This window comes from Clostridium sp. C2-6-12 (assembly GCF_009928485.1).
Taxonomy (GTDB): Bacteria; Bacillota; Clostridia; order Clostridiales; family Clostridiaceae; genus Clostridium.
In genome coordinates this window covers 36,473-59,183 of the sequence record NZ_JAABNP010000005.1, presented here as the reverse complement: position 1 = coordinate 59,183, position 22,711 = coordinate 36,473, and the positions used below count along the sequence as shown (strand labels likewise).

Annotated in this window: 18 protein-coding genes; 2 read left to right on the top strand and 16 right to left on the bottom strand. The window is 28.6% G+C overall.

Going from position 1 to position 22,711, the window contains the following annotated elements; all coding sequences use genetic code 11:
• Positions 1–93 precede the first annotated feature (93 nt).
• From lepA to gpr, 4 genes are all read right to left on the bottom strand, one after another.
• Positions 94–1,899: a translation elongation factor 4 gene (lepA, locus tag GXK56_RS05870; protein WP_160686153.1), complete on the bottom strand. Its 1,806-nt coding sequence runs from the start codon at positions 1,897–1,899 to the stop codon at positions 94–96.
• A gap of 192 nt (positions 1,900–2,091) precedes the next feature.
• A complete protein-coding gene (locus GXK56_RS05865) occupies positions 2,092–2,439 on the bottom strand; it encodes a hypothetical protein (protein WP_160686151.1) in 348 nt (115 codons plus the stop codon).
• A 277-nt stretch (positions 2,440–2,716) separates the two neighbouring features.
• Positions 2,717–3,853, bottom strand: coding sequence for a stage II sporulation protein P (locus GXK56_RS05860; protein ID WP_243156028.1), 1,137 nt, complete (start codon positions 3,851–3,853; stop codon positions 2,717–2,719).
• 132 nt (positions 3,854–3,985) lie between these two features.
• A complete protein-coding gene (gene gpr / locus GXK56_RS05855; RefSeq protein ID WP_160686149.1) occupies positions 3,986–4,969 on the bottom strand; it encodes a GPR endopeptidase in 984 nt (327 codons plus the stop codon).
• A 172-nt stretch (positions 4,970–5,141) separates the two neighbouring features.
• Here gpr and rpsT point away from each other — a divergent pair, with 172 nt between their 5' ends.
• Positions 5,142–5,405, top strand: coding sequence for a 30S ribosomal protein S20 (rpsT, locus tag GXK56_RS05850; protein WP_160686147.1), 264 nt, complete (start codon positions 5,142–5,144; stop codon positions 5,403–5,405).
• A 102-nt stretch (positions 5,406–5,507) separates the two neighbouring features.
• Here rpsT and holA read toward each other — a convergent pair whose 3' ends face one another.
• From holA to GXK56_RS05795, 11 genes are all read right to left on the bottom strand, one after another.
• On the bottom strand, positions 5,508–6,539 hold the full coding sequence (gene holA / locus GXK56_RS05845; protein ID WP_160686145.1) for a DNA polymerase III subunit delta: 1,032 nt from the start codon (positions 6,537–6,539) through the stop codon (positions 5,508–5,510).
• Positions 6,532–8,256 carry a ComEC/Rec2 family competence protein gene (locus tag GXK56_RS05840; RefSeq protein WP_160686143.1) on the bottom strand — a complete coding sequence of 575 codons (1,725 nt, stop codon included), beginning with the start codon at positions 8,254–8,256 and terminating at the stop codon, positions 6,532–6,534. Before GXK56_RS05840 ends, holA begins: the two co-directional genes overlap by 8 nt.
• A gap of 4 nt (positions 8,257–8,260) precedes the next feature.
• Positions 8,261–10,780, bottom strand: coding sequence for a cation-transporting P-type ATPase (locus GXK56_RS05835; RefSeq protein ID WP_160686141.1), 2,520 nt, complete (start codon positions 10,778–10,780; stop codon positions 8,261–8,263).
• Positions 10,781–11,131: 351 nt separating this feature from the next.
• A complete protein-coding gene (gene spoVAE / locus GXK56_RS05830; protein WP_160686139.1) occupies positions 11,132–11,488 on the bottom strand; it encodes a stage V sporulation protein AE in 357 nt (118 codons plus the stop codon).
• Positions 11,489–11,621: 133 nt separating this feature from the next.
• On the bottom strand, positions 11,622–12,647 hold the full coding sequence (gene spoVAD, locus GXK56_RS05825; RefSeq protein WP_160686137.1) for a stage V sporulation protein AD: 1,026 nt from the start codon (positions 12,645–12,647) through the stop codon (positions 11,622–11,624).
• Between the two features lie 127 nt (positions 12,648–12,774).
• On the bottom strand, positions 12,775–13,242 hold the full coding sequence (gene spoVAC, locus GXK56_RS05820; protein ID WP_160686135.1) for a stage V sporulation protein AC: 468 nt from the start codon (positions 13,240–13,242) through the stop codon (positions 12,775–12,777).
• A 228-nt stretch (positions 13,243–13,470) separates the two neighbouring features.
• Positions 13,471–14,226, bottom strand: a complete 756-nt coding sequence (sigF, locus tag GXK56_RS05815) for an RNA polymerase sporulation sigma factor SigF (protein ID WP_160686133.1) — start codon at positions 14,224–14,226, stop codon at positions 13,471–13,473.
• A gap of 11 nt (positions 14,227–14,237) precedes the next feature.
• Positions 14,238–14,669, bottom strand: coding sequence for an anti-sigma F factor (spoIIAB, locus tag GXK56_RS05810; protein WP_160686131.1), 432 nt, complete (start codon positions 14,667–14,669; stop codon positions 14,238–14,240).
• A gap of 14 nt (positions 14,670–14,683) precedes the next feature.
• Entirely contained in the window at positions 14,684–15,019 is a 336-nt protein-coding gene (spoIIAA, locus tag GXK56_RS05805) for an anti-sigma F factor antagonist (RefSeq protein ID WP_160686129.1), read from the bottom strand.
• Between the two features lie 254 nt (positions 15,020–15,273).
• Positions 15,274–17,586 (bottom strand): AAA family ATPase, encoded by a 2,313-nt coding sequence (locus GXK56_RS05800; protein WP_160686127.1) that lies wholly within the window; start codon positions 17,584–17,586, stop codon positions 15,274–15,276.
• A gap of 332 nt (positions 17,587–17,918) precedes the next feature.
• Positions 17,919–18,965, bottom strand: a complete 1,047-nt coding sequence (locus GXK56_RS05795; protein WP_160686429.1) for a DNA polymerase IV — start codon at positions 18,963–18,965, stop codon at positions 17,919–17,921.
• 263 nt (positions 18,966–19,228) lie between these two features.
• Here GXK56_RS05795 and GXK56_RS05790 point away from each other — a divergent pair, with 263 nt between their 5' ends.
• A complete protein-coding gene (locus GXK56_RS05790; RefSeq protein ID WP_160686125.1) occupies positions 19,229–19,657 on the top strand; it encodes a hypothetical protein in 429 nt (142 codons plus the stop codon).
• Between the two features lie 54 nt (positions 19,658–19,711).
• Here GXK56_RS05790 and GXK56_RS05785 read toward each other — a convergent pair whose 3' ends face one another.
• A complete protein-coding gene (locus GXK56_RS05785) occupies positions 19,712–22,312 on the bottom strand; it encodes a calcium-translocating P-type ATPase, PMCA-type (protein ID WP_160686123.1) in 2,601 nt (866 codons plus the stop codon).
• Positions 22,313–22,711: the final 399 nt, after the last annotated feature.

The window sequence follows — 22,711 nt, the reverse complement described above, 5'->3', positions numbered from 1 at the left end:
AAATTTCCTTATAAATTATTTGTATAATATTAATTAATATTATACAAATAATTCCTTAAAAATAATACACTTTTATTCCATATTAATTAATAATTAATCTACTTTTAAAATTGACATGAATGCTTCTTGTGGAACTTCAACAGATCCAACCTGTCTCATTCTCTTCTTTCCTTCTTTTTGCTTTTCAAGTAACTTCTTCTTTCTTGAAATATCTCCACCATAACATTTAGCTAATACGTCTTTTCTCATAGCTTTTACAGTTTCCCTTGCGATAATCTTTGATCCAATTGCTGCTTGAATGGGAACTTCAAACATTTGTCTTGGAATTACTTCTTTTAATTTTTCGGTAATTCCTCTTCCTTTATGATATGCTCTTTCCTCTGGTACTATCATTGACAGCGCATCAACCATATCGCCATTTAATAGTATATCAAGCTTAACAAGCTTGGTTCTAGTATAGCCTTTAAATTCATAGTCTAAAGATGCATATCCCTTAGTTCTAGATTTTAAAGTATCAAAAAAATCATATATTATTTCATTTAGAGGAATATCATAATTTACAACAGCTCTTGTTTCCTCTATATACTGCATATCAATATATGTTCCTCTTCTATCTTGGCATAATTCCATAACTGCACCAACATAATCTTTTGGTGTAATTATAGAAGCTTTTACTACAGGTTCTTCCATATAATCAACTTCAGTCAGTGGTGGAAGATTAGTAGGATTGGTTATTTCTAACATCTCTCCATCTGTCTTAATTACTTTATATATAACAGACGGCGCAGTTGTAATTATATCTAGATTAAACTCTCTTTCCACTCTTTCTTGAATTATTTCCATATGTAATAATCCTAAGAAGCCACATCTAAAACCAAATCCTAAAGCAATAGATGTTTCTGGTTCAAAATTCAGCGCTGCATCATTTATTTGCAATTTTTCTAAAGCTTCCCTTAATTCATCATATTTAGCTCCGTCAACTGGGTATATTCCTGAATAAACCATAGGTATAGCTGGTTTATATCCAGTAAGTGCTTTTTCTGTAGGTCTGCTAGCTTCTGTTATGGTATCCCCAACTCTGGCATCTCTAACATTTTTAATTGATGCTGTTATATAGCCAACATCACCTGCACTTAATTCTCCAGTTGGAAGAACTCCAGGTGTAAAAACGCCTACTTCAGTTACATCATAAACCTTATTTGTTGCCATAAGCTTAATTTTGCTTCCAACCTTTACTTTTCCATCAAAAACTCTTACTATACAAACAACTCCTTTGTAGCTGTCATAATATGAGTCAAAAATCAATGCTTTTAGAGGAGCTTCTTCATCTCCATCTGGAGCAGGAATAGTATTAACAACACATTCTAATACATCACCTATATTAAGCCCAGTTTTAGCTGATATCATTGGTGCTTCTTCTGCATCGATTCCTATTACATCTTCAATCTCTTTTTTTACCTCGTCTGGTCTTGCAGATGGCAAATCAATCTTATTTATTACTGGCGCAATTTCTAAATCATTATCTAATGCCAAATAACAATTAGCTAAAGTTTGAGCTTGAATACCTTGAGTTGCATCAACAACTAATATGGCACCTTCACAAGCTGCTAAACTTCTTGAAACTTCATAATTAAAATCTACATGCCCTGGAGTATCAATTAAATTAAGGATATATTCTTCCCCATTATCTCTTCTATATACAAGTCTCGCTGCTTGGGACTTTATTGTAATTCCTCTTTCTTTTTCTATCTCCATATTATCTAGAACTTGTTCTTCCATTTCCCTTTTTGTTAAAGTTCCTGTGGTTTCAAGTAATCTATCTGCAAGGGTTGACTTACCATGATCAATATGTGCTACTATTGAAAAATTTCTGATATGTTTTTGTCTTTCACTTTTCATATGCATAACCACCTTTACTAAGTTTAGGCGGTTTTTTCACCACCGTTATAATTAAATCAGCTAAATTATAACATACATCTATTTAAAAAGGCTACAAGAAAATAAACGCTTCTAAAAAGAGCGACTTTATCTTAATGCTGAACTTTTCCGCAATACGAAACTTAAATTTAATTATTTATATTATTAATTATTTCATATTACATAGTTTATAATTTTTTTTATATCTTCAAATATTTCTTCAATTTTCTCTATAAAAACAGACTTATTCCTTATTTTAAATTCACTATCACCTAATCTTACTAATATATCTTTTCCAGGTTCCTTATAAATCTTTAAATATGAATTATCTTTGATAAACTTTGAAAAATCTTCTCCAAACTTTTCATTTACAATTTTATAATTCTCATTTGTATTTCCAAGTGGTGATAGTGCTTTAGTATTAATCATATCCACTCTAATAATTCCACTTATAGCTAAAAATAAAATAATAAATGATGGTAATACTTTTTTTAATATGTAACTATTAACCAACTTCTTCATAATAAACATCCTTTATAGAAATAGTATATACTATTTTTTCTTAGCTAAATTTTCCCCATTAATGTAAATTTTATTCATACAAAAATTTCAAAAAAAAATAAAATTCATTTTTATTGAATTTTATTTAAAGCAACAATTCTTAATTAGTTTATAATTTAATCTAAACGAAAATAAACATAAAGCTATCTCTAAATCTATTTTAGAAAAGCCCGCAGGCTTTTCATCTTCAATTCCTAATTGTAAAATCTTAACTTTTGACTGATTTACTCCCCATTAATTATTGATTTTTATTAATAATTTCCGCCATTACTCTTGCCATACAAAGTGCTGTTACCTTACATTCTTCTGGAGTATTTGTATGTGAGCCTATTTCAAAAAGCATACATCCATCACTTTTGCTTTGGTTAAATGCATTTTTACCTCTATTATAAGTTAATATTTTTATAGGTAGGCTTGGAAATAATTCTGAGGTTTTTGAAAACACCTTTTCAGTAAGAGCTTTATTTTTTTCATACCTTGTACTATTCTTTGCATTTACAAACATTACTTTTGCTGCACTCATTCCATAAATATCTGTAGTTGTTAATGCTTTATCTTCTACTGAATCTCTATGCAAATCTATAATCATTTTAAAATCTCCATATTTTTTTAAATACTTATCAACAGTTTCTCCTGATCTAGTATAGCTATCATTATAAGAAATACAGTGATCAGTTTTATCATGTATGACTGAAATTCCATAATTGTTTTCAAGCTCATCAGCAAGCACGTCTCCCACTCCAACCACATTTGTATTTTCATTTGAACTTTCTTGCACTGATACATTGTAGTTTTCAGTTGTATGACTATGATATATTAATACTTCAGGCTTTGATTTATTTAGCTGCTTTTTTAAACTAGCATCATATATTTTTGTATTTTTAATTTCATTATTTATAGGTATTTTGGCAATGCTTTCCTCACTCACTTGAAATGGATTAAAAGTAAAAGTAGATTCAGTATCTTCAGATCTTAAATCTCCCAAAAAACTTATTTCATTTTTTATTATATTTTTGTAACTTAAATTGTTTAATCCAAGGACTTGCATGCATACATTTTTCAATGAAAGTTTATTTTCAACATATGTTCCTTCATCATAAATTTGTGATTCTATTATAGGCATGCCCAGATTAAGCAGTTGTACATATGCAAAAGCTCCTCTCTCTCTATTATTCTTCAAAACATTTCCTAAGCGTATAAATAATATACTCACTACTAAAATGAGTATTAAAATGCTTATATTAATATTAGGCTTTACTCTAAAATTATTATTGACTTTACTTCCATGAGTCTTATTTATTTTACTTGTTTTCCGTGCATAACTTTGATTTCTATTTAGTGTATATTTTTTCATGGCTCTATTTAAATATAACATGTTAGTCCCTCCCTTTTGATTCTTATATATGTATATTATTAAATTTACATAATTATACTGACTAATAATAGACAACAAAAATGAAGTAAAAAATCGAAAATTCTAATTTCTCACTTCATTTTTCTATAAAAATCATCCCATAAATTTATTTATTTCTTCCATATCCATATTAGGTTGCACCGCCATATTTATACCATTTGCTATTATTTTTGATAATGAATTTATGATTAAATCAATATCCTTTGGTGTAACTATCATATCTGTACTATTTTTAGACCCAGTTACCTCCTTAATAAGATTTTCTTTTTCATTTTTATCAAGGGATTTTAGCATTTTGTAAAACTCTGTTCCACTTGAAGAATTTTTTATTAAAGAATCAACAACTAAATCTATCGTATCATTAGCAATTGTAACTGCATCAACAACTGTTGGAACTCCTATAGCAATAACCTTTACCCCTAAATTTTCTTCATTTATTTGTTTTCTATTATTACCCACTCCAGCTCCTGGCGATATTCCTGTATCTCCAACTTGGATAGTTGTATTTACTCTTTCAACCCTTCTTGATGCCAATGCATCTATGCATATTACTAATTCAGGTCTTATTTTTTCCACAACTCCTTTTATTATTTCCACAGTTTCAATACCAGTCACCCCCAAAACTCCAGGCTCAATACTACAGACAGGTCGTACAGAATCATCAATTGCTTCTGGCATTACTGTTTTCAAATGTCTTGTTATCATTATTTTTTCTGTAACCTTAGGACCTAATGCGTCCGGAGTTACCTGCCAATTTCCAAGACCTACTACTAATATTGTCTTTTTAGTATCAATTTTTATTAAACGTTCTAGTATTTCTGCTAAAACAATAGAAACTCTATCCATAGTTTCACCGTCATATGCTGTAAATTTAGGCATATCTATAGTTATATAATTTCCCTTTGGTTTTCCAATTTTTTCAGCACCCATATCATTTTTAACTTTTATAGTAGTTACATTAATATCCTTTTCCTTTTCTTCTAATACTTCAATCCCGTCTATGTCTGGTTCATTCTTGTGATTTTCATTATAAATTTCTCTTGCTTCTAGCACTAGATCTGTTCTAATATTTATCATACAAAAACCTCCACATATATTTATTCAGTCTTATTTTTCCTTTTTCTTTGAATTTAATACTTGAATTACATAACTTCTGATGCTATAATAAGGTTTGTTGAATATGAACTCGTACGCAGATTTCCCCAAAAACTGCAGAGACCCTATAAAAATTTAAGGGGGTGAATTAAGAATGGCAAATATTAAATCAGCAAAAAAGAGAATCAAAGTTACTGAAACTAAGACTTTAAAGAACAGAATGATCAAATCTGCTTTAAAGACTGCAATAAAGAAATTTGAAGCTGCTGTAGAAGCTAAGAATAATGAAGAAGCTAAAGCTTTATTTACACCAGTTGCTAAGTCACTAGATATGGCTGTAACTAAGGGAGTAATTCATAAGAATATGGCTGCTAGAAAGAAATCAAGATTAGCTGCTAGATTAAACGCTATGGCTTAGTTTTGAAAAAACCCATCTATATGAATAGATGGGTTATTTTTTTCCTATTTTATTCAATTTATTAAGTAACATGTTACTTAATAATTAACTCATGCTTCTTAACTATTTAACCGTTAAGGTGTTAATAAGCAAAAATTCCATTTCCATTGTTTTATCTATACCTGTGGATTTTAATTTTGTTTCTGCCTTAACACATAGCTTAACTAACTCCGATAGCTGTTTTTCATTAAATCTACTGGCTTGAGATACTAATTTTTCGCAAACAAATTGTGGAAGTTTATAATCTGCTACAAGCTCCTCTAATCTCTTCCCTTTAGCAACCTTAAGTTTTATTTCATATAATCTGAAAAAATGTTTTTCAATTGCACTTATTATAAGCATATGCTGATCTGATTTATATAAAATTTCTTTCATTATGTCTATTGCCTTATCAACTTTTTTCTGAGCTATTAATTCTACTAAATCAAAAATATCTTCTTCATTAGAGTTCATAATAAGCAAATTAATGTCATCTTTTTTTATTTCTCTTCCTTCACAATATGAAATAAGCTTATCTGCTTCTCTTTTTATAATATCAAAGTTATTTTGAACTTTATCACAAAAATATGTCAATTCCACTTTCCCAATTTGCTTACCTTTTTCTTTGAATATTTCTGAAACCTTTTTTAAATATTTATCCTTTTTTAACTTATCACAATGAACTACGGATAAATGCTTTCCAACAGTTGTAAGTTTTCTATTTTTATTGGGTCTATCTCTTTTGTCGCTTAATAAATAATACATTATTAAAATAGTATATGGTGGTAAATTTGATATATATTCTTTCATTTCATTATATATTTTAGTACCAGTTGAGTCGCTTTTCTCCTGAAGAAAATTGGCTCTATAAACTATAACTACTTTTTTATCTCCCATAAAAGGCATTGTTTCACATGCATTCATAATATCTTCAAATGTAGTATTTATTCCATCGATTCTTATTAAATTAAGATCTTTTAAATCTTCTGATATTTCTCTTTTTACAATTAAATTTACTCCATCTTTAATAAGTTCTTCATCTAAACCACAAAATACGTATCCGTTATGTATTTTGCCTTTTTCAATTTCTTGTTCATAAACTTCATAATTAATCAATTTTAAAATCCTCTCCACAACAAAAACTTATTACTTCACCATTTATTATAAATATTTTATTTGTAAATCCATCTTTAAAATTTATTATATCATATTCTTTTGTTTGATTTTTGCTAGGAGAAACTTTTAATAGATATTTTTCTTTTAAAGTTTCCAACAAATAATCTTTATCCTGTAATTTTATATTTCCAACTCCTTTTATCTGAGCGATTTTAGCGTTTTTATAAGTTTTTCCTGCCATTGCAGCTTCTGAAAGCCTTTTTATATCAATACCACTTTTATTAGTAACAAGTACTCTTTCTCCTTTGTAAGTTATTAAAATTGCACCTTCTCTATAATATCTTATATTAGGAATAGGACTATATATTTGAACTGCTATAATAAATATAGATATAATGGGAAGATAAATAAACTTTTTATATCCTTTTTTCACAAAATAAAAACTTAATAGCAAGAATAAATAGAAAAAAACTACATATTCATTTCCATAGAACATTGGTAAAGAAAATTTATCAATAATATCCAACATCCAATCGAACATTTTTATTATTTTTAAATTTATGTAGCTGCAAAGATCAAACAGCCAAGGAAAAACATAGGCAAGTGGTAATATGTTTCCTGTAATAACCATTAAATCTACCAATGGTACTAAGAGCAAGTTGCCAACAATAAAATTTGGTGAAAAATCTTTAAATATTAAAATCAAATATGGAACAGTAAAAATTTGAGCGCTAAAAGTTAAGCTTAAGGAATCTCTTAATTTTATAGGTAGTTTGTATAAATAATTTATTAATTTCTTATTAAATAATATTATTCCAAGCGTAGCTAAATAAGTTAAATGAAATGATATATTAAAAATACTAAAAGGTTGATATATAATTAAAATAAGTCCAGAAAGACATAAAGCTGAAATCGAACTATTATTTCTTTTTAGAATATGTCCTCCTTCTAAGCATGCTAGCATTACAAAAGCTCTTATACTTGAGTAATTATAACCTGAAAATACCACATAAATCATTGTAGCGAAAAGACCTAATTTACCTCCTACAAATATTCTCAGAAATCCATATACTATAGCTACATGTAACCCTGAAACACTAATACTATGTATAATACCGAAATTTTTCATATCTTCTTTATCTTCAAAATCCAGGTTATCAGAATAACCAAATGCAATTGATGATAGCAGTCCTGCTTTCCTTCTACCTATATTTTCTTCTAAACGTTTATACATATTTCTTTTAAATTCATAAAGATTACTTATCCAATCTCCCTGAACTTTAAAAAATTCTTTTGCTTCTAGCTCACCTACTATACCGTTACTTTTGTCCTGTACATTTTTTAAATTACCTTTAGCCCTATATTTATCTCCTACATATAAATCACTTCGATCAATTTTTAATGAAATATTTTTTCCTTCATATGCCCCTATTATTTCATAATTAGTTACTTTTACTATTCTTACTTCTCCATCAATTTTACTTGGAATTTTATAATATGAGTAATTTATTATAATTCCTATTGTAAAGAATACAATCATAATACCGCCAAAACTAATTCCACAATAATAAATCATAGAAATAAAAAAGAAACCCACAATAAATATTGTGAGTCCCGTAAACTTTTCATATATCCCATAAGAAATACAACTAAGCGCCAAAGTTATAAAAATATATACTATAGGATTTCCTACCTCTTCTATTTTTTTAGCAAACATTAACTCACCTCATTAATGAGTTTTGCCACTTTCTCGCTAAAATTTCAAAAATAATTAAAAATAATGTTGAAACACCTAATTCTATAAAAATTATATCTCTAGGGAAAATGTTATTTGCTAGAATAATACCCATTACAGATAAAATTATTATAGCCAAAGATACTAAACCCATAATTATTTCGTTAGAAAATCTTCTTATAGATATATTACTATTAAACAATGTAAATATTAAAACTCCCATTGATAAAATAGTTAAAGGAATTATTGTAGCTTCTTTACCTTCTACCTTATAGATTGAAATCATAGTTATTATACTAAATATTACAGCCCTTATTATAACTTCGTTATTGCTAATAGCTCTTCCTCTTTTTAATAAGATTATTATTGATAATGGAATAAATAAAATACCATTAATAATCAATATATTCCAAAAATCTAAACTTTCAGCCTGTCCCATTACAAGACTTCCTAACAAAACTAGTAATTCTGAAAGTATGGTCATAAAATATATTTTAAAACCTCTATCTATATTTTTATCAAATATCTTTGCAAAATCTCTTATTTTAAAGAAGCCTTGAAGATAATTTTCCTGAATATATACATCTGACAATCTTTTTACCATAGCAGAAGCTTTTCCTTTACCAATTCCTACATTAGATAGATTTAGTGCAGGTAAGTCTCCCAAAGTTTCACCTGTTGTTGCTACTTTATGTCCATCTTTTATAAATAATGAAACTATTTTAGATTTGATTTCTGGATTTACTCTACAAAATACTCTTACTCTGCAAAGTAAATCTTTTAATTCTTGTTGATTTAAGGAATCTAATTCTATTCCTGCTACTACTTGATTATTATTTCTTATTATATTAGCTTTTTTAGCATTTGTAATTGCACTTAACTTACTTTCTTCAGTAAATAGAATAGGTACTATAGCTTTGTCTTTAATACGATTTATGCTATTTTTAAGATGATCTTCAAGAGGATTTTCAAGTCCAATTACCCCAACAAAAACCAAATTACTTTCTATATTTTCAGATTTAGAAGGTTCATAGGTAAAGTTTCTATATGCAAAGCCTTCTGTTATTAATCCTTCTATCGATAAATTCATATCAGTGTCTTTTATCATAGCTTTATATTCATCAGTAAGCTCTCTTTCAACACCTTCTATCATAATATGCGTACAATGTTCTAATACTGCATCAACATTTCCTCTTGTATTGGCTCTATATCTTTTATTTATTCTTGTTACAACTGTATAACACCTCTTGTCAGAATCCATTGGTATTTCTAGTATTTTTGGATTCTTACCATCAATAGATGCTTTATATATCTTCTTTTTAGCGGCATAATCTAAAAAAGCAAGCTCATCTAATTCACCTTTACCATTTTCATTCGTTGGATCATAAATAGCATTATTACATATTAACGATATTTCAACAATTCTATCAAAAGTAATTTCTTTCACATATGGTTCATTTGCTGATATTAAATTATTATTAATAAATATCTTCCTAACATCCATTTCTTTTTTACTTATTGATCCAACTTTATCTATAAATAAAATATTTACATCTTTAATTAAATTAAATACGGAAAAATTTATTATTTCAATATTATCACTTAAAAATTGCTTTATAACGCTATTAAAAACAAGCTTTGAAATGACTGATATTGGAAAACAACCTAAAGCAAACAATGCAGTTGAAATATAATTTTTTTGTGCATCTTGCCCTGTTAAAACAAAATATGAGCCTATAATTGTAATACCTAAAAAATATATAATCAAATATTTTTCTAAAAATTTTGATATCATAGCACCAAAGTTATGCTTTCTGTTACTTGCATATGTAAGCATTGCTAATATTCTTCCAAGCTGAGTTGACGTTCCTGTCGCTATAACTATACCAACACCATCTCCAGCCTTAATTACAGATCCTTTGAATAATAAATTTTTCATATCAGCAAGAGATGAAACATTTCCTATTATTTTTGCTTCAAACTTCTCCTTATAAAAAGTTTCTCCTGTAATACTCTTTTCGTCTACTTTTAAATCATTAGCACTTATTATTCTTAAATCTGCTGCAACTACTGAATTTCTAGTAAACTTTACTATATCCCCTATTACCAATTCTTCTGATTTTACTACCTTTTGGACTCCATCTCTTATTACAATAACATTTTCAGAATTTAGTTTTTCTAATGAACTTACTTCTTTATCTCTTTTTATTGTATGTTGTACTATTATTACTATATTTACTAGTAATAATGATGTTAAAACTCCTCCAAATAAGTAATATTTAAAAACAAATAATATTATTGCTATTATCATATATATAATTGCAGATTTTTGCTTTAATGAATTAAAAATATGTTTATAAATACTACTTCCACTTGGTAAATCAATTTTATTTGTTCCGTATTTTACTCTTAACGCCTCACAATATTTTTCACTAATCCCTTGTTGAACATTACTGTTTAAAAGTTCAACTATTTCAGCCCAGGAATTAATACAATAATTTTCCAAATGAACCCCACCATTCTAATAACTTTTTCATAATAATTATAGTATAAATTTCCTTTTATATTATACACTATTATTTTTAAAATGTTTATATGCATTATTAGTATAATTATACGTGTTAATGCAATAAAAGGCAAAATATTAATTCATTATATATTTTTCGAGCTTTATTCATTGTAACTTAATAGAATTCCATCATGTATTTATAGTTGGAACATCCTTGACCGTATAAAAATTTCCTATTGCAGCATAGCTGCTTCTTTTATATGCGATAAGTTGCGTATTGTGGCATAGCCACTCTTTATATAGGTGAATTGATCTTATTTGTGGCATAGCCACACTTTATATAGGTGTTTATTTTTTTGTTTTGGGGTTAAAGATTAGTGCCATTAAGTATCCAAAAAATATTGATGCAGTAATTCCTGCCGCTGTCCCTTTAATGCCTCCAGTAAATGCTCCAAAAAATCCAATTTCTTTTACATCTTTTATAGCTGCCTTAGCTAATGAATTTCCAAAGCTAGGTAATGGAATCGTAGCACCAGCGCCACCAATTGAAATTAATTTATCATACCATCCAAATGCTCCTACTATGACTCCTAAAACAACAAACACTACTAATATCCTTCCTGGTGTTAGTTTTGTAACGTCTATTAATATTTGTCCTATAGCACAAATAATTCCTCCAACTATAAATGCATTTAAATAATCCATGAGATATTCTTTCCTTTCTATTTAATTATAATTAATAATTCATGATTGAGGTTTAAAACCGCAGTTTTCCTTTTAATTATTTTTATTTTTGAAAAGCCATAGGCTTTTCTTCCTTAATCATTCACACCATTCATTATTGATCCTTCACTTCTATAGCAACTGCATGAGCTATTCCTGGAATTGTTTCACCTTGAAGTGACGAAGTAGTACTCATAAGTGCACCTGTTGAAACTAATAATATCTTCTTTATTTCTTTTGTTAAGAGTTTCTTATATAAATATCCTGAAAATACTACTGCAGAGCATCCACATCCACTTCCACCAGCCTCAGTCTTTTGTTTTTCATTATCAAATATAATTTCTCCACAATCTATATGCTGTTTTCTAATATCATAACCAAACTCTTGAATTAATTTGTCAGCTAATTCCCTTCCTATTACCCCTAAATCTCCTGTGGCTATAACATCATAATCACTTGGATTTCTTCCAGTATCTTTAAAATGATTTACTATTGTATCAACAGCAGCTGGCGCCATGGCTGCTCCCATATTATTAGCATCTTTTTGCCCGAAGTCTTTTACCTTACCAGTTGTAACATAAGTTATCTCTGGGTAATCACCTTCATATCCAAGAACTACCGCACCAGAGCCAGTTACTGTCCATTGAGCTGTTTTAGGTCTTTGGGATCCATACTCAAGTGGAAATCTAAATTGTCTTTCTGCTGAACTGAAATGAGATGAAGTAGTTGCTACAACATGTTTAGCAAATCCACCATCCATAATTATTGAAGCCAAACTTAAAGATTCCGACATAGTTGAACAAGCACCATATAATCCAAAAAAGGGAATGCTGAATTCTCGAGCTGCAAAGCTAGAAGAAATTATTTGATTTAACAAATCGCCAGAAAATAAATAATCTATATCTGATTCTTTTAATTTTGCTTTTCTCAAAGCTTCACTTATAGCTGTAAACATCATTTGGCTTTCTGCTTTTTCAAAACTTTCCTTTCCTAAGGTATCATCATCTAAAATTTGGTCAAAATGTTGAGCTAATGGACCTTCCCCTTCTTTAGGTCCTACTATTGAATAAGCCGATATTATTTTAGGAGGATTATCAAACTTCACAGTTTGCCCACCTAATTTCTTATTATGAATTTGCATATTATAATATTTCCTAATTTCCTTTTAGCATTCATTTGTTATCTGCTATTTAAGGATTAGGATTTTCACCTGCCTTTCCATTCTTAATCCTCCAAATGTTTTCCGGATTTTTATTTTTATAGGAAACTTATAACAAAAAAATTATATAGTAAACTATTCCAACAATAACCGATGTACCAATCCCATATACTAACACTGGTCCAGCAATTGTAAACATCTTTGCCGCAACTCCAAATATAAATCCTTCTTTTTTAAATTCTATTGCAGGTGCAACAACTGCATTAGAAAATCCTGTTATAGGAACAACAGTGCCTGCACCTCCAAATACAGCAAGCTTACTATATACTCCAGTGCCTGTTAATAGTGCACCTAAAAAAATCATTACAATCGAAACAATGCCTCCAGCCTGTTCTTCAGCATATCCAAAATTAACTGTTATATTATGAACAAATTGCCCAATATCACAAATTAAGCCACCAACTAAGAATGCTTTAAGACAATCTTGAAATAATTTAGATTTTGGAACAACTTCATCTGTCATAGTCTTATATTTCATTTTAATCTTTTGTTCCTTCATCTCACTAGTACTACTCACTATGACCACCAACCTTTTACACATAATTTTAATTATCACTCTTGTACTTTTACTATAAATCTATCATTACCAAAATAGCGAACATTATTCATGTATTTGCTAATAAACTAGTAAATAAAAAAATCATATGCTGAAAAATAATTTTCCAACATATGATTTTTTATTTATATATTGCAGCAAGAAATCTGCCTTTAAATATTAAATTTTAGTGACGTCCCCATTCAGCATTTAATCTTCTAATTTCTTTTTCATTTGAGATAACACTTTTTTCTCAATTCTAGACACTTGTACTTGACTTATCCCTAACATTTTTGCAACTTGAACTTGTGTCTTATCCTTAAAATATCGTAATATTATAATCTGTCTAGCCTTACTATCTAGGCTTTGCAATGCTTCTTTAAGAGCTATTCTTTCAATAATATTACCATCATCTACGCCCTTTTCACTTAGCTTATCAATTAAAAGAACAGGTGCACCATCATCTTGATGAATTGTATCGTATAAATACTGAAGACTATTAGATGACTCTATTGCAAATAAAATTTCTTCCTTATCAACCTTAGCATATTCAGCAAGTTCCTCTATTGTTGGTGATCTTCTAAGTTTCTTAGTCAAAATTTCTTTTAAAAAATTTATTCTTCGTGATAGACTTTTAACATTTCGACTTACCTTTATCATTCCATCATCTCTTAAAAACCTTTTTATCTCACCTATTATCATTGGAACTGCATATGTTGAAAACTTAACATTATAATTTAAATCAAAATTATTTATAGCCTTAACCAACCCAATTGATCCTATTTGAAATATATCTTCGTACTCGTACCCTCTGTTTAAAAATTTCTTACTAATGGATGATACTAATGGCAAATTCATCTCTATGAGTTCATTCATAGCATCAGCATCCCCACTTTTCGCTAAAGCTAATAACTCTGGATTCTTATCATAGTTATAATCCTCTCGTTTTAAATCCTCTTTTTCCATATTATTTTCACCTAACTTACCATGTTGAATTTCTTCTTTATTACCACCTTTGTACCAATTCCCTTTTGACTTTCTACCTGTAATTCATCCATAAATGTTTCCATTACGGTAAATCCCATACCTGATCTTTCCAAATCTGGCCTTGATGTATATAATGGTTCCATAGCTTGATTTATATCATCAATTCCTATTCCCTTATCAATAATAACTATAGTTACTTCATTTTTATTAATCTCTGCTTCAATTCTAACTACTCCATCTTCATTATTCTCATATCCATGTATTATAGAATTAGTAACTGCTTCAGAGACTGCTGTTTTCACATCATTTATTTCATCAACTGTTGGATCTAATTGAGCAACAAAAGCTGCAACAGCAACTCTTGCAAAACCCTCGTTTTGAGATTTGCTTGCAAATTCTATACTCATTTTATTGTCAGACATGATAACCCCTCCATCTATATGCCCTTTACGGCTTCATCTACAGTATTATAGTTTTTAATTATTTTATACAATCCAGCCAATTCAAAGATTCTATTAACATTTTTATTAGATTCTGCTATGCATAACTGTCCACCCTTGTTAGATATTTTTTTATATCTGCCTAATACTGCTCCGATTCCAGAACTATCCATAAAATTAACTCCAGAAAAATTAAGAATTACTTTTTCTATATTATCTCTATCAATTCTATCATCAATCTTCACTCTGACTTCTTCAGCACTATTATGATCTAACTCTCCACTAAGATTAACTACTAGGATATTCTCATGTTTATGAAAATTTAAATACATATTAATTAGAATATTTCAAACCAAAATATATACTTTGAAATATCCTCGTTCACCTCCTTAATTTCCACTCAATTCCCTTACCATATTTTAACATATGTTTTCATTGAGAGTCAAACCCTTTATTCCATTTTTTTGTATTTAAGTTCATATTTTCCCCTTGTATTTTATAAATTTAATAGCACTAGTCTTATATTGTAATTAAAAAAGATATCTTTAGTTAATCTCAAAATCAACTAACTAAAGATATCTTTCCATCATTTTTCTTTTCCTTTTCTTTTTATTCCCTTATATTTCAATATCTCATTTTCCATTTCCTTGAAAAAACTTTTTACATTTTCCCCATCTTCTAATATCATAACTTCGATGGCATCTTCTAAATTTTCCATGGTATATATATGAAATTTCCCATTTTTAATATCTTCCTCAACTTCACTTTGTAGTATCAGCTCGTCTTTATTTGAACTTGGAATTAATACACCTTTACCACTAATATCATCTATAACACTACACACTCTATAAAATCCTTCAATTTTTTCATTAACGCCCCCAATTGCCTGTATTTCCCCAAATTGGTTTATGGAACCTGTAACTGCAATATTCTGCTTTATTCCCCGCTTGCTTAAAGCAGATAAAATACATATTATTTCTGCAACAGAAGCACTGTCGCCTTCAACCATTCCATAAGTTTGTTCAAAACATAATTGAAGATCTATGGGTAACCTTTCATATGGGCTTATTAAATTACTTAAAATTCCCCCAAGTATACTTATTGATTTTTCGTGAATACTTCCACTTAATTTACATTCCTTATGAATATCAATTATTTTTCCTTCCCCAATATGAGATAAACACGTTATTCTCATAGGTTTTCCAAAACTATATGCTCCTGTCCCAATTACTGACAATGCATTAATTATTCCTACTTTTTTACCATTTGTGGTTATTAAAATCTTTTTATTCTTGTATCCCTCTAATATATCCTCTAATATTTGTTCCTCTTCATACGCTACGTTTATAACATCTTCTTTTTCAATACTTTTTCTATTTTCTTCTTTTGCATTGTTATTAGCTAAATATAGTAGTTTATTTATATAATAATCGTCAATTAATATTTTATTTCTATCTCCTGAATTTCTAACTAAAAATTTAATAATCTCATCAATTCCTTGCTGAGTAATATTCAACATTTTTTCCTTATTTATTTTTTCCTTAATCTTTTGTACTATAGAATTCCTAGCCGTTTCAGTATATTTAATTTCTGATTTTGACTCAATTTTAATTGGAAATATATTTTTAAAATCTTCGTCATTTTCATACAATATTTCATAGTTCTCATAATTCCCAATCAAAACAACCTTTACATTAATTGGAATGGATTCTGGTTTTAATCCTACAATAGAAAGTACTTCTAAGTAATTTTTAGTATAATTATAATTTACTTTTCCACAAAGCAATGCTTTCTTTAAATAATAATAACTTAATCCACTACTTATTAAAGAGGATAATCTCAATATTAAACAGCCCTCATTAGCTTTCAATAAACTTCCTGCATTTATTAAGGAAATATCAGTGCTATATCCTCCATTATTATTTCTATATTCAATATTTCCAATTAAATTGCTTATTGTTGGATCGTCATCGTAAATTACTCTTGGGTGACTTTGATTTGAATTATCAACAATTACACTAACTTCATACTTAGCCAATGCTTCTTTTATATATTCTTCATCCTCCTCTAAATTAATCGTATAACATTCCACTATTTTCTCCTCAACATCCTCATACATTTCAATCAAATATCTATATATATCATCCTGAGAAATAAATTGTAATAATAAGTCATCTTTATACTTCTGCATATTCTTTTTTATATACTCTATATAAAGTTCTTTAAGCTTTTCAATAGATTCTATTTCAATATCCTTTAATATTTCTAAAATATATTCAGCTTCTTTTTTTAAACGAGACGCCTTCTTCTCAATAGTTTCTTGATTTTCACTTTCTAATTGTTCATATTCCTTTTCGGTCATCTCATGTCCCTCTTCTTTAAGAGGAATAAATACAAATCCACTGCTGGTTGCTTTAACTTCAAAATTTTTAGTCTTTGCTGATTCCATAAGCTTAGTTATATAGCTATTTCTTTTTTCACTTATAGATTCAATTATATTTTCCTTCTCTTCATCTGCTGAGCTATTATAAAAATTCATTGCACATTCCAAGTATTTTTCTTTAATGTCACTAATCATTTCTTTTAGTAAATTCCCTTTACCATTTGGTAAAAATAAAGCTATGGGCTTTAGCTCATCCTGTGTTGTCACATAACAGATATCTTTAGGCGGGGGTAATTCTTCATAAATGTCTTTAATATGCTCTTCAAGCTCTTCTAATTTTTCTTTTGAAAATGAATCTACATAATATATATTGTATCCATCTTTTTCAATCCTTAAATTCTTTTTTATTTTATTTAAAGTAGATTTTAAGCCTTTAATTCTGCTACTATTGTTCTCGCTTACTTCTATATTTTCTGCCGAAAAAATCACTTCTTTTGGAGTTAATTCTTTTTTCATAATCTTCTTCTACTTAAAAATTTTTATCTTATATAAATTTCTAAGCAGACTCCTCCCTAATTAATAATATATAATCGCATTAAATTCTATTCCTTTTAAAATTTCACCTTTTGTTCTTTCACTTACTATAGCCATAAAATTTAATTAGAATATATATTATATTAATATTCTTTAAACAATAAAATAGATATACTTTTTTAAAACTTTTATAGAAATCAGCTAGAATAACTTTTAATAAACAATAATATTTCTTAAATAAATAAAAACCATAAATAAATGATTTAATTGCACTCATCTAATCATGGCTTTTTAAGCGTAAAGAATTTTTATTATTATAATAAACTTAATTGCTCTGCTTCTGTTTCCTTAAATGAAGATATACTAATTCCAATCAATCTTATTTCTTCATCTAATTCTTCATTTTCTAATAATTCTTCAGCAGCCTTAAAAATTTCTGAACTTGTTCCAATATAATTGTTTAATGTTTTACTTCTTGTATGATTTTCAAAATATTTATTTTTATATTTTAACGTTATAGTTTTTCCAATTACATTTTTCCTGCTTAAAACTTCCTCTATCTCAAAAGAAAATTCCTTAATATATTCAAGCAATTCTTCTTTATTTTTTGTATCTGCTTTCAAAGTTCTTTCCTTTCCAACAGATTTCCTTTCATGAAGAACTTCAACTTTTCTATTATCCTGCCCTCTAATTCTGTCGTATACTTCCAAACCATTCTTTCCTAAATATTCCAAATAAAATTCTTTAGGCATCTTATATAAATCTTTAATGTAATATATGCCCATATTATTTAACTTAGAAACCGATACCTTTCCTAATCCATGAATTTTGGATATTGAAAGTGGCAATAATATGTCTGGTATCATTTCCTTTCCTATTTCCTTAATTCCATTTGGCTTATTCCAATCTGAAGCAAGCTTAGCCAAAAACTTATTATAAGATATACCAATGGATAAAGTTAATTGAACTTCTTTATAAACTCTATTTTTAATATACCTTGCTGCTTCCATTCCATCTTTAAATTTCCCTTGAGATAAATCTAAAAAGCCTTCATCAATAGAAACCTGCTCTACTAAAGGAGTAACCTCATTGAGTATTTTAAATATCTCTTGAGAAGCCTTTGTATATCTTCCATATCTACCTGAAATATAAATTCCCTTTGGACATTTTTCCCTAGCCATAAACATTGGCATAGCTGAATGTACTCCAAATTTTCTAGCTTCATAGGAGCAAGTTGATACAACTCCTCTTTCACTTACTCCTCCTACAATAACAGGCTTGCCTCTAAGTTCTGGATTATCCCTTTGCTCAACAGAAGCAAAAAAAGCATCCATGTCTACATGTAATATTTGATTTTCCATTTTATAGCTCACCTCATTATTATCTTCTGCAGTTATATTCATCCTTAAACAAATTTTACTGCAATTTTTATGTTCATGTTCACTCTTTCCATGTAAAAGTGCAAACATTTGTTTACTTTTTTCTAATCTTATTATAACTAATTGAATAAACAATTAGCAATAATAAAAAACTACCTATTTCTTAAGTTCATATGGTATAATAATAAAGGATTATAAGTATAATATCGTTATTATCGATATTTTTATGTAAAGGAGCAATTATAATGGGTTTTAAAGAAAAATTAAGCGGTAAATTTAGTAACTATTTTCAAAATGCTTATATGGAGAAATATGGGGATAGAATTACAAGCCTATCTGGGACTATTCTTTCTATAAAGATTATTCCAAAAAGTTACTTTATATTCCATAGATTGATGATTGAAATGGTTGTAAAACCTGAAGTAGGCAGAACTGTTGTTAAATGCTGGTACAAAAAAAATAGATGGTTTAAGAAACCTGAATTTATTACTGTAAAACAAGGTCATAAAGTTATTGTAATGGGTGTTACAGGTGAAAAAGATAGCAAGAAGGAAAATTCGCAAGAAGTTCAAATTATGAATTTATTAAATCTTACAACAAAAAAAGATTTATTCCCAATAGATCATAGTCAAATAAAAAAATCACGTAAGCAAGCAATGAATATGAGAAGATAAAAAAAGGGCTAAAGCCCTTTTTTTGATGAATAATTATCGGTATTCATTATTCATTTACTTAGATTTAATCAATAAATAAACACTATTAATAAAAGCAATTATCCCAGAAAAGAACATTACAATAAGCCATTGATTAATAGATAATGGTACTGTATGAAATACTTCCTGTAAAAATGGAACATATAATACTGAGCATATTAATATTATTGATATTGCTACTGCTCCTACTAAATATGGATTAGTAAATAATTTTATTTGGAAAATAGAATGTCTTTCTGATCTGCATTCAAATACATGAATTAATTGTGACATTACTAAAGTACATAAGGCTAAAGTTCTGCAAGTCTCCAAATTCATCTTATAATATCTGCCCACCATAAATGAAAGCAAAGTGCATAGTCCTATCAACGAACCTCTTATCAATATTTTTTCAACTAACCCTCTTGCAAATATACTTTCTTTTTTCTCCCTTGGCAACTGTCTCATTATATCCTGCTCTGGCGGATCTACTCCAAGGGCTATAGCTGGGAGCCCATCTGTAGCTAAATTTACAAGCAATATCTGTATTGGACTTAATGGATTTGGAAGATAAAATACTGTTGCCAAAAACATAGTTAAAACTTCACCTAAATTGCAAGACAATAAATATCTTATGAATTTTCTTATATTATCATATATTATTCTTCCCTCTTCAACAGCAGCAACTATAGTAGAAAAATTATCATCCATGAGAATCATTGAGGAAGCTTCCTTAGTTACATCAGTTCCAGAAATGCCCATTGAAATTCCAATGTCTGATTCTTTAATAGCAGGCGCATCATTTACTCCATCCCCTGTCATAGCGACAATATTTCCTTTTTTCTTGAAGGCACGTACAATTCTTAATTTATGACTAGGTGAAACCCTTGCAAAAACTCTTATTTTTTTTATTTTCCCCTCTAATTCTAAATCGCTGATTTCCTCTATTTCCTCACCAGTCATAACCTGTTCAGAAGTATTGCAAATATTTAATGATTTTGCTATAGCTAGCGCTGTGTTTTTATGGTCTCCTGTTATCATAACAGGCTTTATTCCTGCAAGCTTACATTTTAAGACAGCATCCTTTGCTTCCTCTCTTGGTGGATCTATGCTTCCTGCTATTCCTATGAAGATTAAATTTTCTTCAAGCTTTTCACCTTTTATGAGATGTTCTTCCTTATATGCTGCTGCAATACATCTTAATGCCCTTGAGGACATTGCTTCAATAAAATCAGCTACTTGCTTTTTCTTTTGATATGTGAAGGGTTTAATTTTATCATTTTCTAAAATATAATCACATCTTTCAATTACTCTTTCAGGTGCTCCTTTTACATAACAGGTTTCTTTTTCACCTTCCCTTACTATAACAGACATCATTTTTCTAATAGAATCAAATGGTATATCAAATACTCTGTTAGCTCTACTTACAAAATCCTCAAGTTCATTAACTTTATTGAAAAACATACTTATTAATGCTGTTTCAGTTGGATCTCCATGAAGTGCCTCACTTAAATTTTTCTTTGTAAAATCATAATTGCAATCATTACAATATATAAGGGCCTTTTTAAACTTTGTATTATTATTCATATTTTCTTTTTCAATTTCAAATATCTTTCCGTTTAAATATACTTCTTTCACAGTCATTTTATTTTGAGTTAAAGTTCCTGTCTTATCAGAGCATATTACTGAAGTACATCCTAAAGTTTCCACTGCTGGCAGCTTTCTTACCAACGCATTTTTTTTAAGCATTCTAGATACCCCAAGAGCTAAAGAAACTGTAACAATTGCAGCTAACCCTTCTGGAATTGCAGCAACTGCAAGACTTACACCAAGTAAAAACATTTCTGTTATATCATTGCCTCTTATTATGCCCATTGCAGTAACAATTCCACATATTACAAGACAAATGACCACTAAAACCTTTCCTAGTGAATCTAATCTCTTATTTAAAGGAGATTTTTCTTCCTCAATATTTTGAATTAAATCTGCTATCTTCCCCATTTCAGTTTTCATGCCTATACAGTCTACTTTAAATAATCCCTTCCCCTTTACAACGGTAGTACCCATATAACCTGTATTATCTTTATTTATTTTGCTACTTTTACTTTCATTTTTAACATTTAATTTATTTGTGTTATATTTTTTCGCCTCTTTATTTACCCCTACAGACTCACCTGTTAACAAGGATTCATCTACAACTACTCCTGAACTTTCAATAAAAAATCCATCAGCTGGTATTCTGTCTCCTGCCTCTAAAATAACAGTGTCTCCTATTGTTAAATAAATTGAATTTATAATCTTTAAACTTGAATCTCTCAAAACCTTACAAGTTGGAGCCGCAAGCTCCTTCAATGCTTCTAATGATTTTTCAGTTCTAAATTCTTGTATAAAACCAAGTATTGCATTAATGACAATTATTATAAGTATTGTTACTGCATCTGCCTTATCTCCAATCACTCCTGAAATTAAAGTTGCTGCGATTAAAACCCAAACAATAAAATCATTAAACTGAGACAAAAATATTTTAAGTGCTGATGCTCTATTATGGTGCTTTAATTCATTAAGTCCAAACTCCTTAATTCTCTTCTCTGCTTCCTTAGTAGTAAGACCAGATGTCAATTCCTTTTCCTGTACCACAACTTTTCCTCCTTATATAAGATTACTTACATAATATATATATTTTTATTTTGGAAAAGTATGCACATATAAAAGAGTGGCTATGCCACAATAAGGATCTTTTCACTTATATAAAAAGCAGCTATGCTGCAATCAAAATCTTTTTACCTATATAAAATGCAGGTATGCTGTAACCAAAATCTTTTTACTTATATAAGAAGAAACTATACCGTAATCACAGAGATTCTTCTACAAGCTATAACTTTTCTACTACTAAAATCTTATCAAGTGGGAAATACACTCAAAATTAATTTTTACAACACACCATGCCCTTAGAATATATATACTAAAAAAGTATATACATCATTGTTTTAAAATATTGTTGTTAGTAATATAAATGTACTTGAATATTTAGAAATT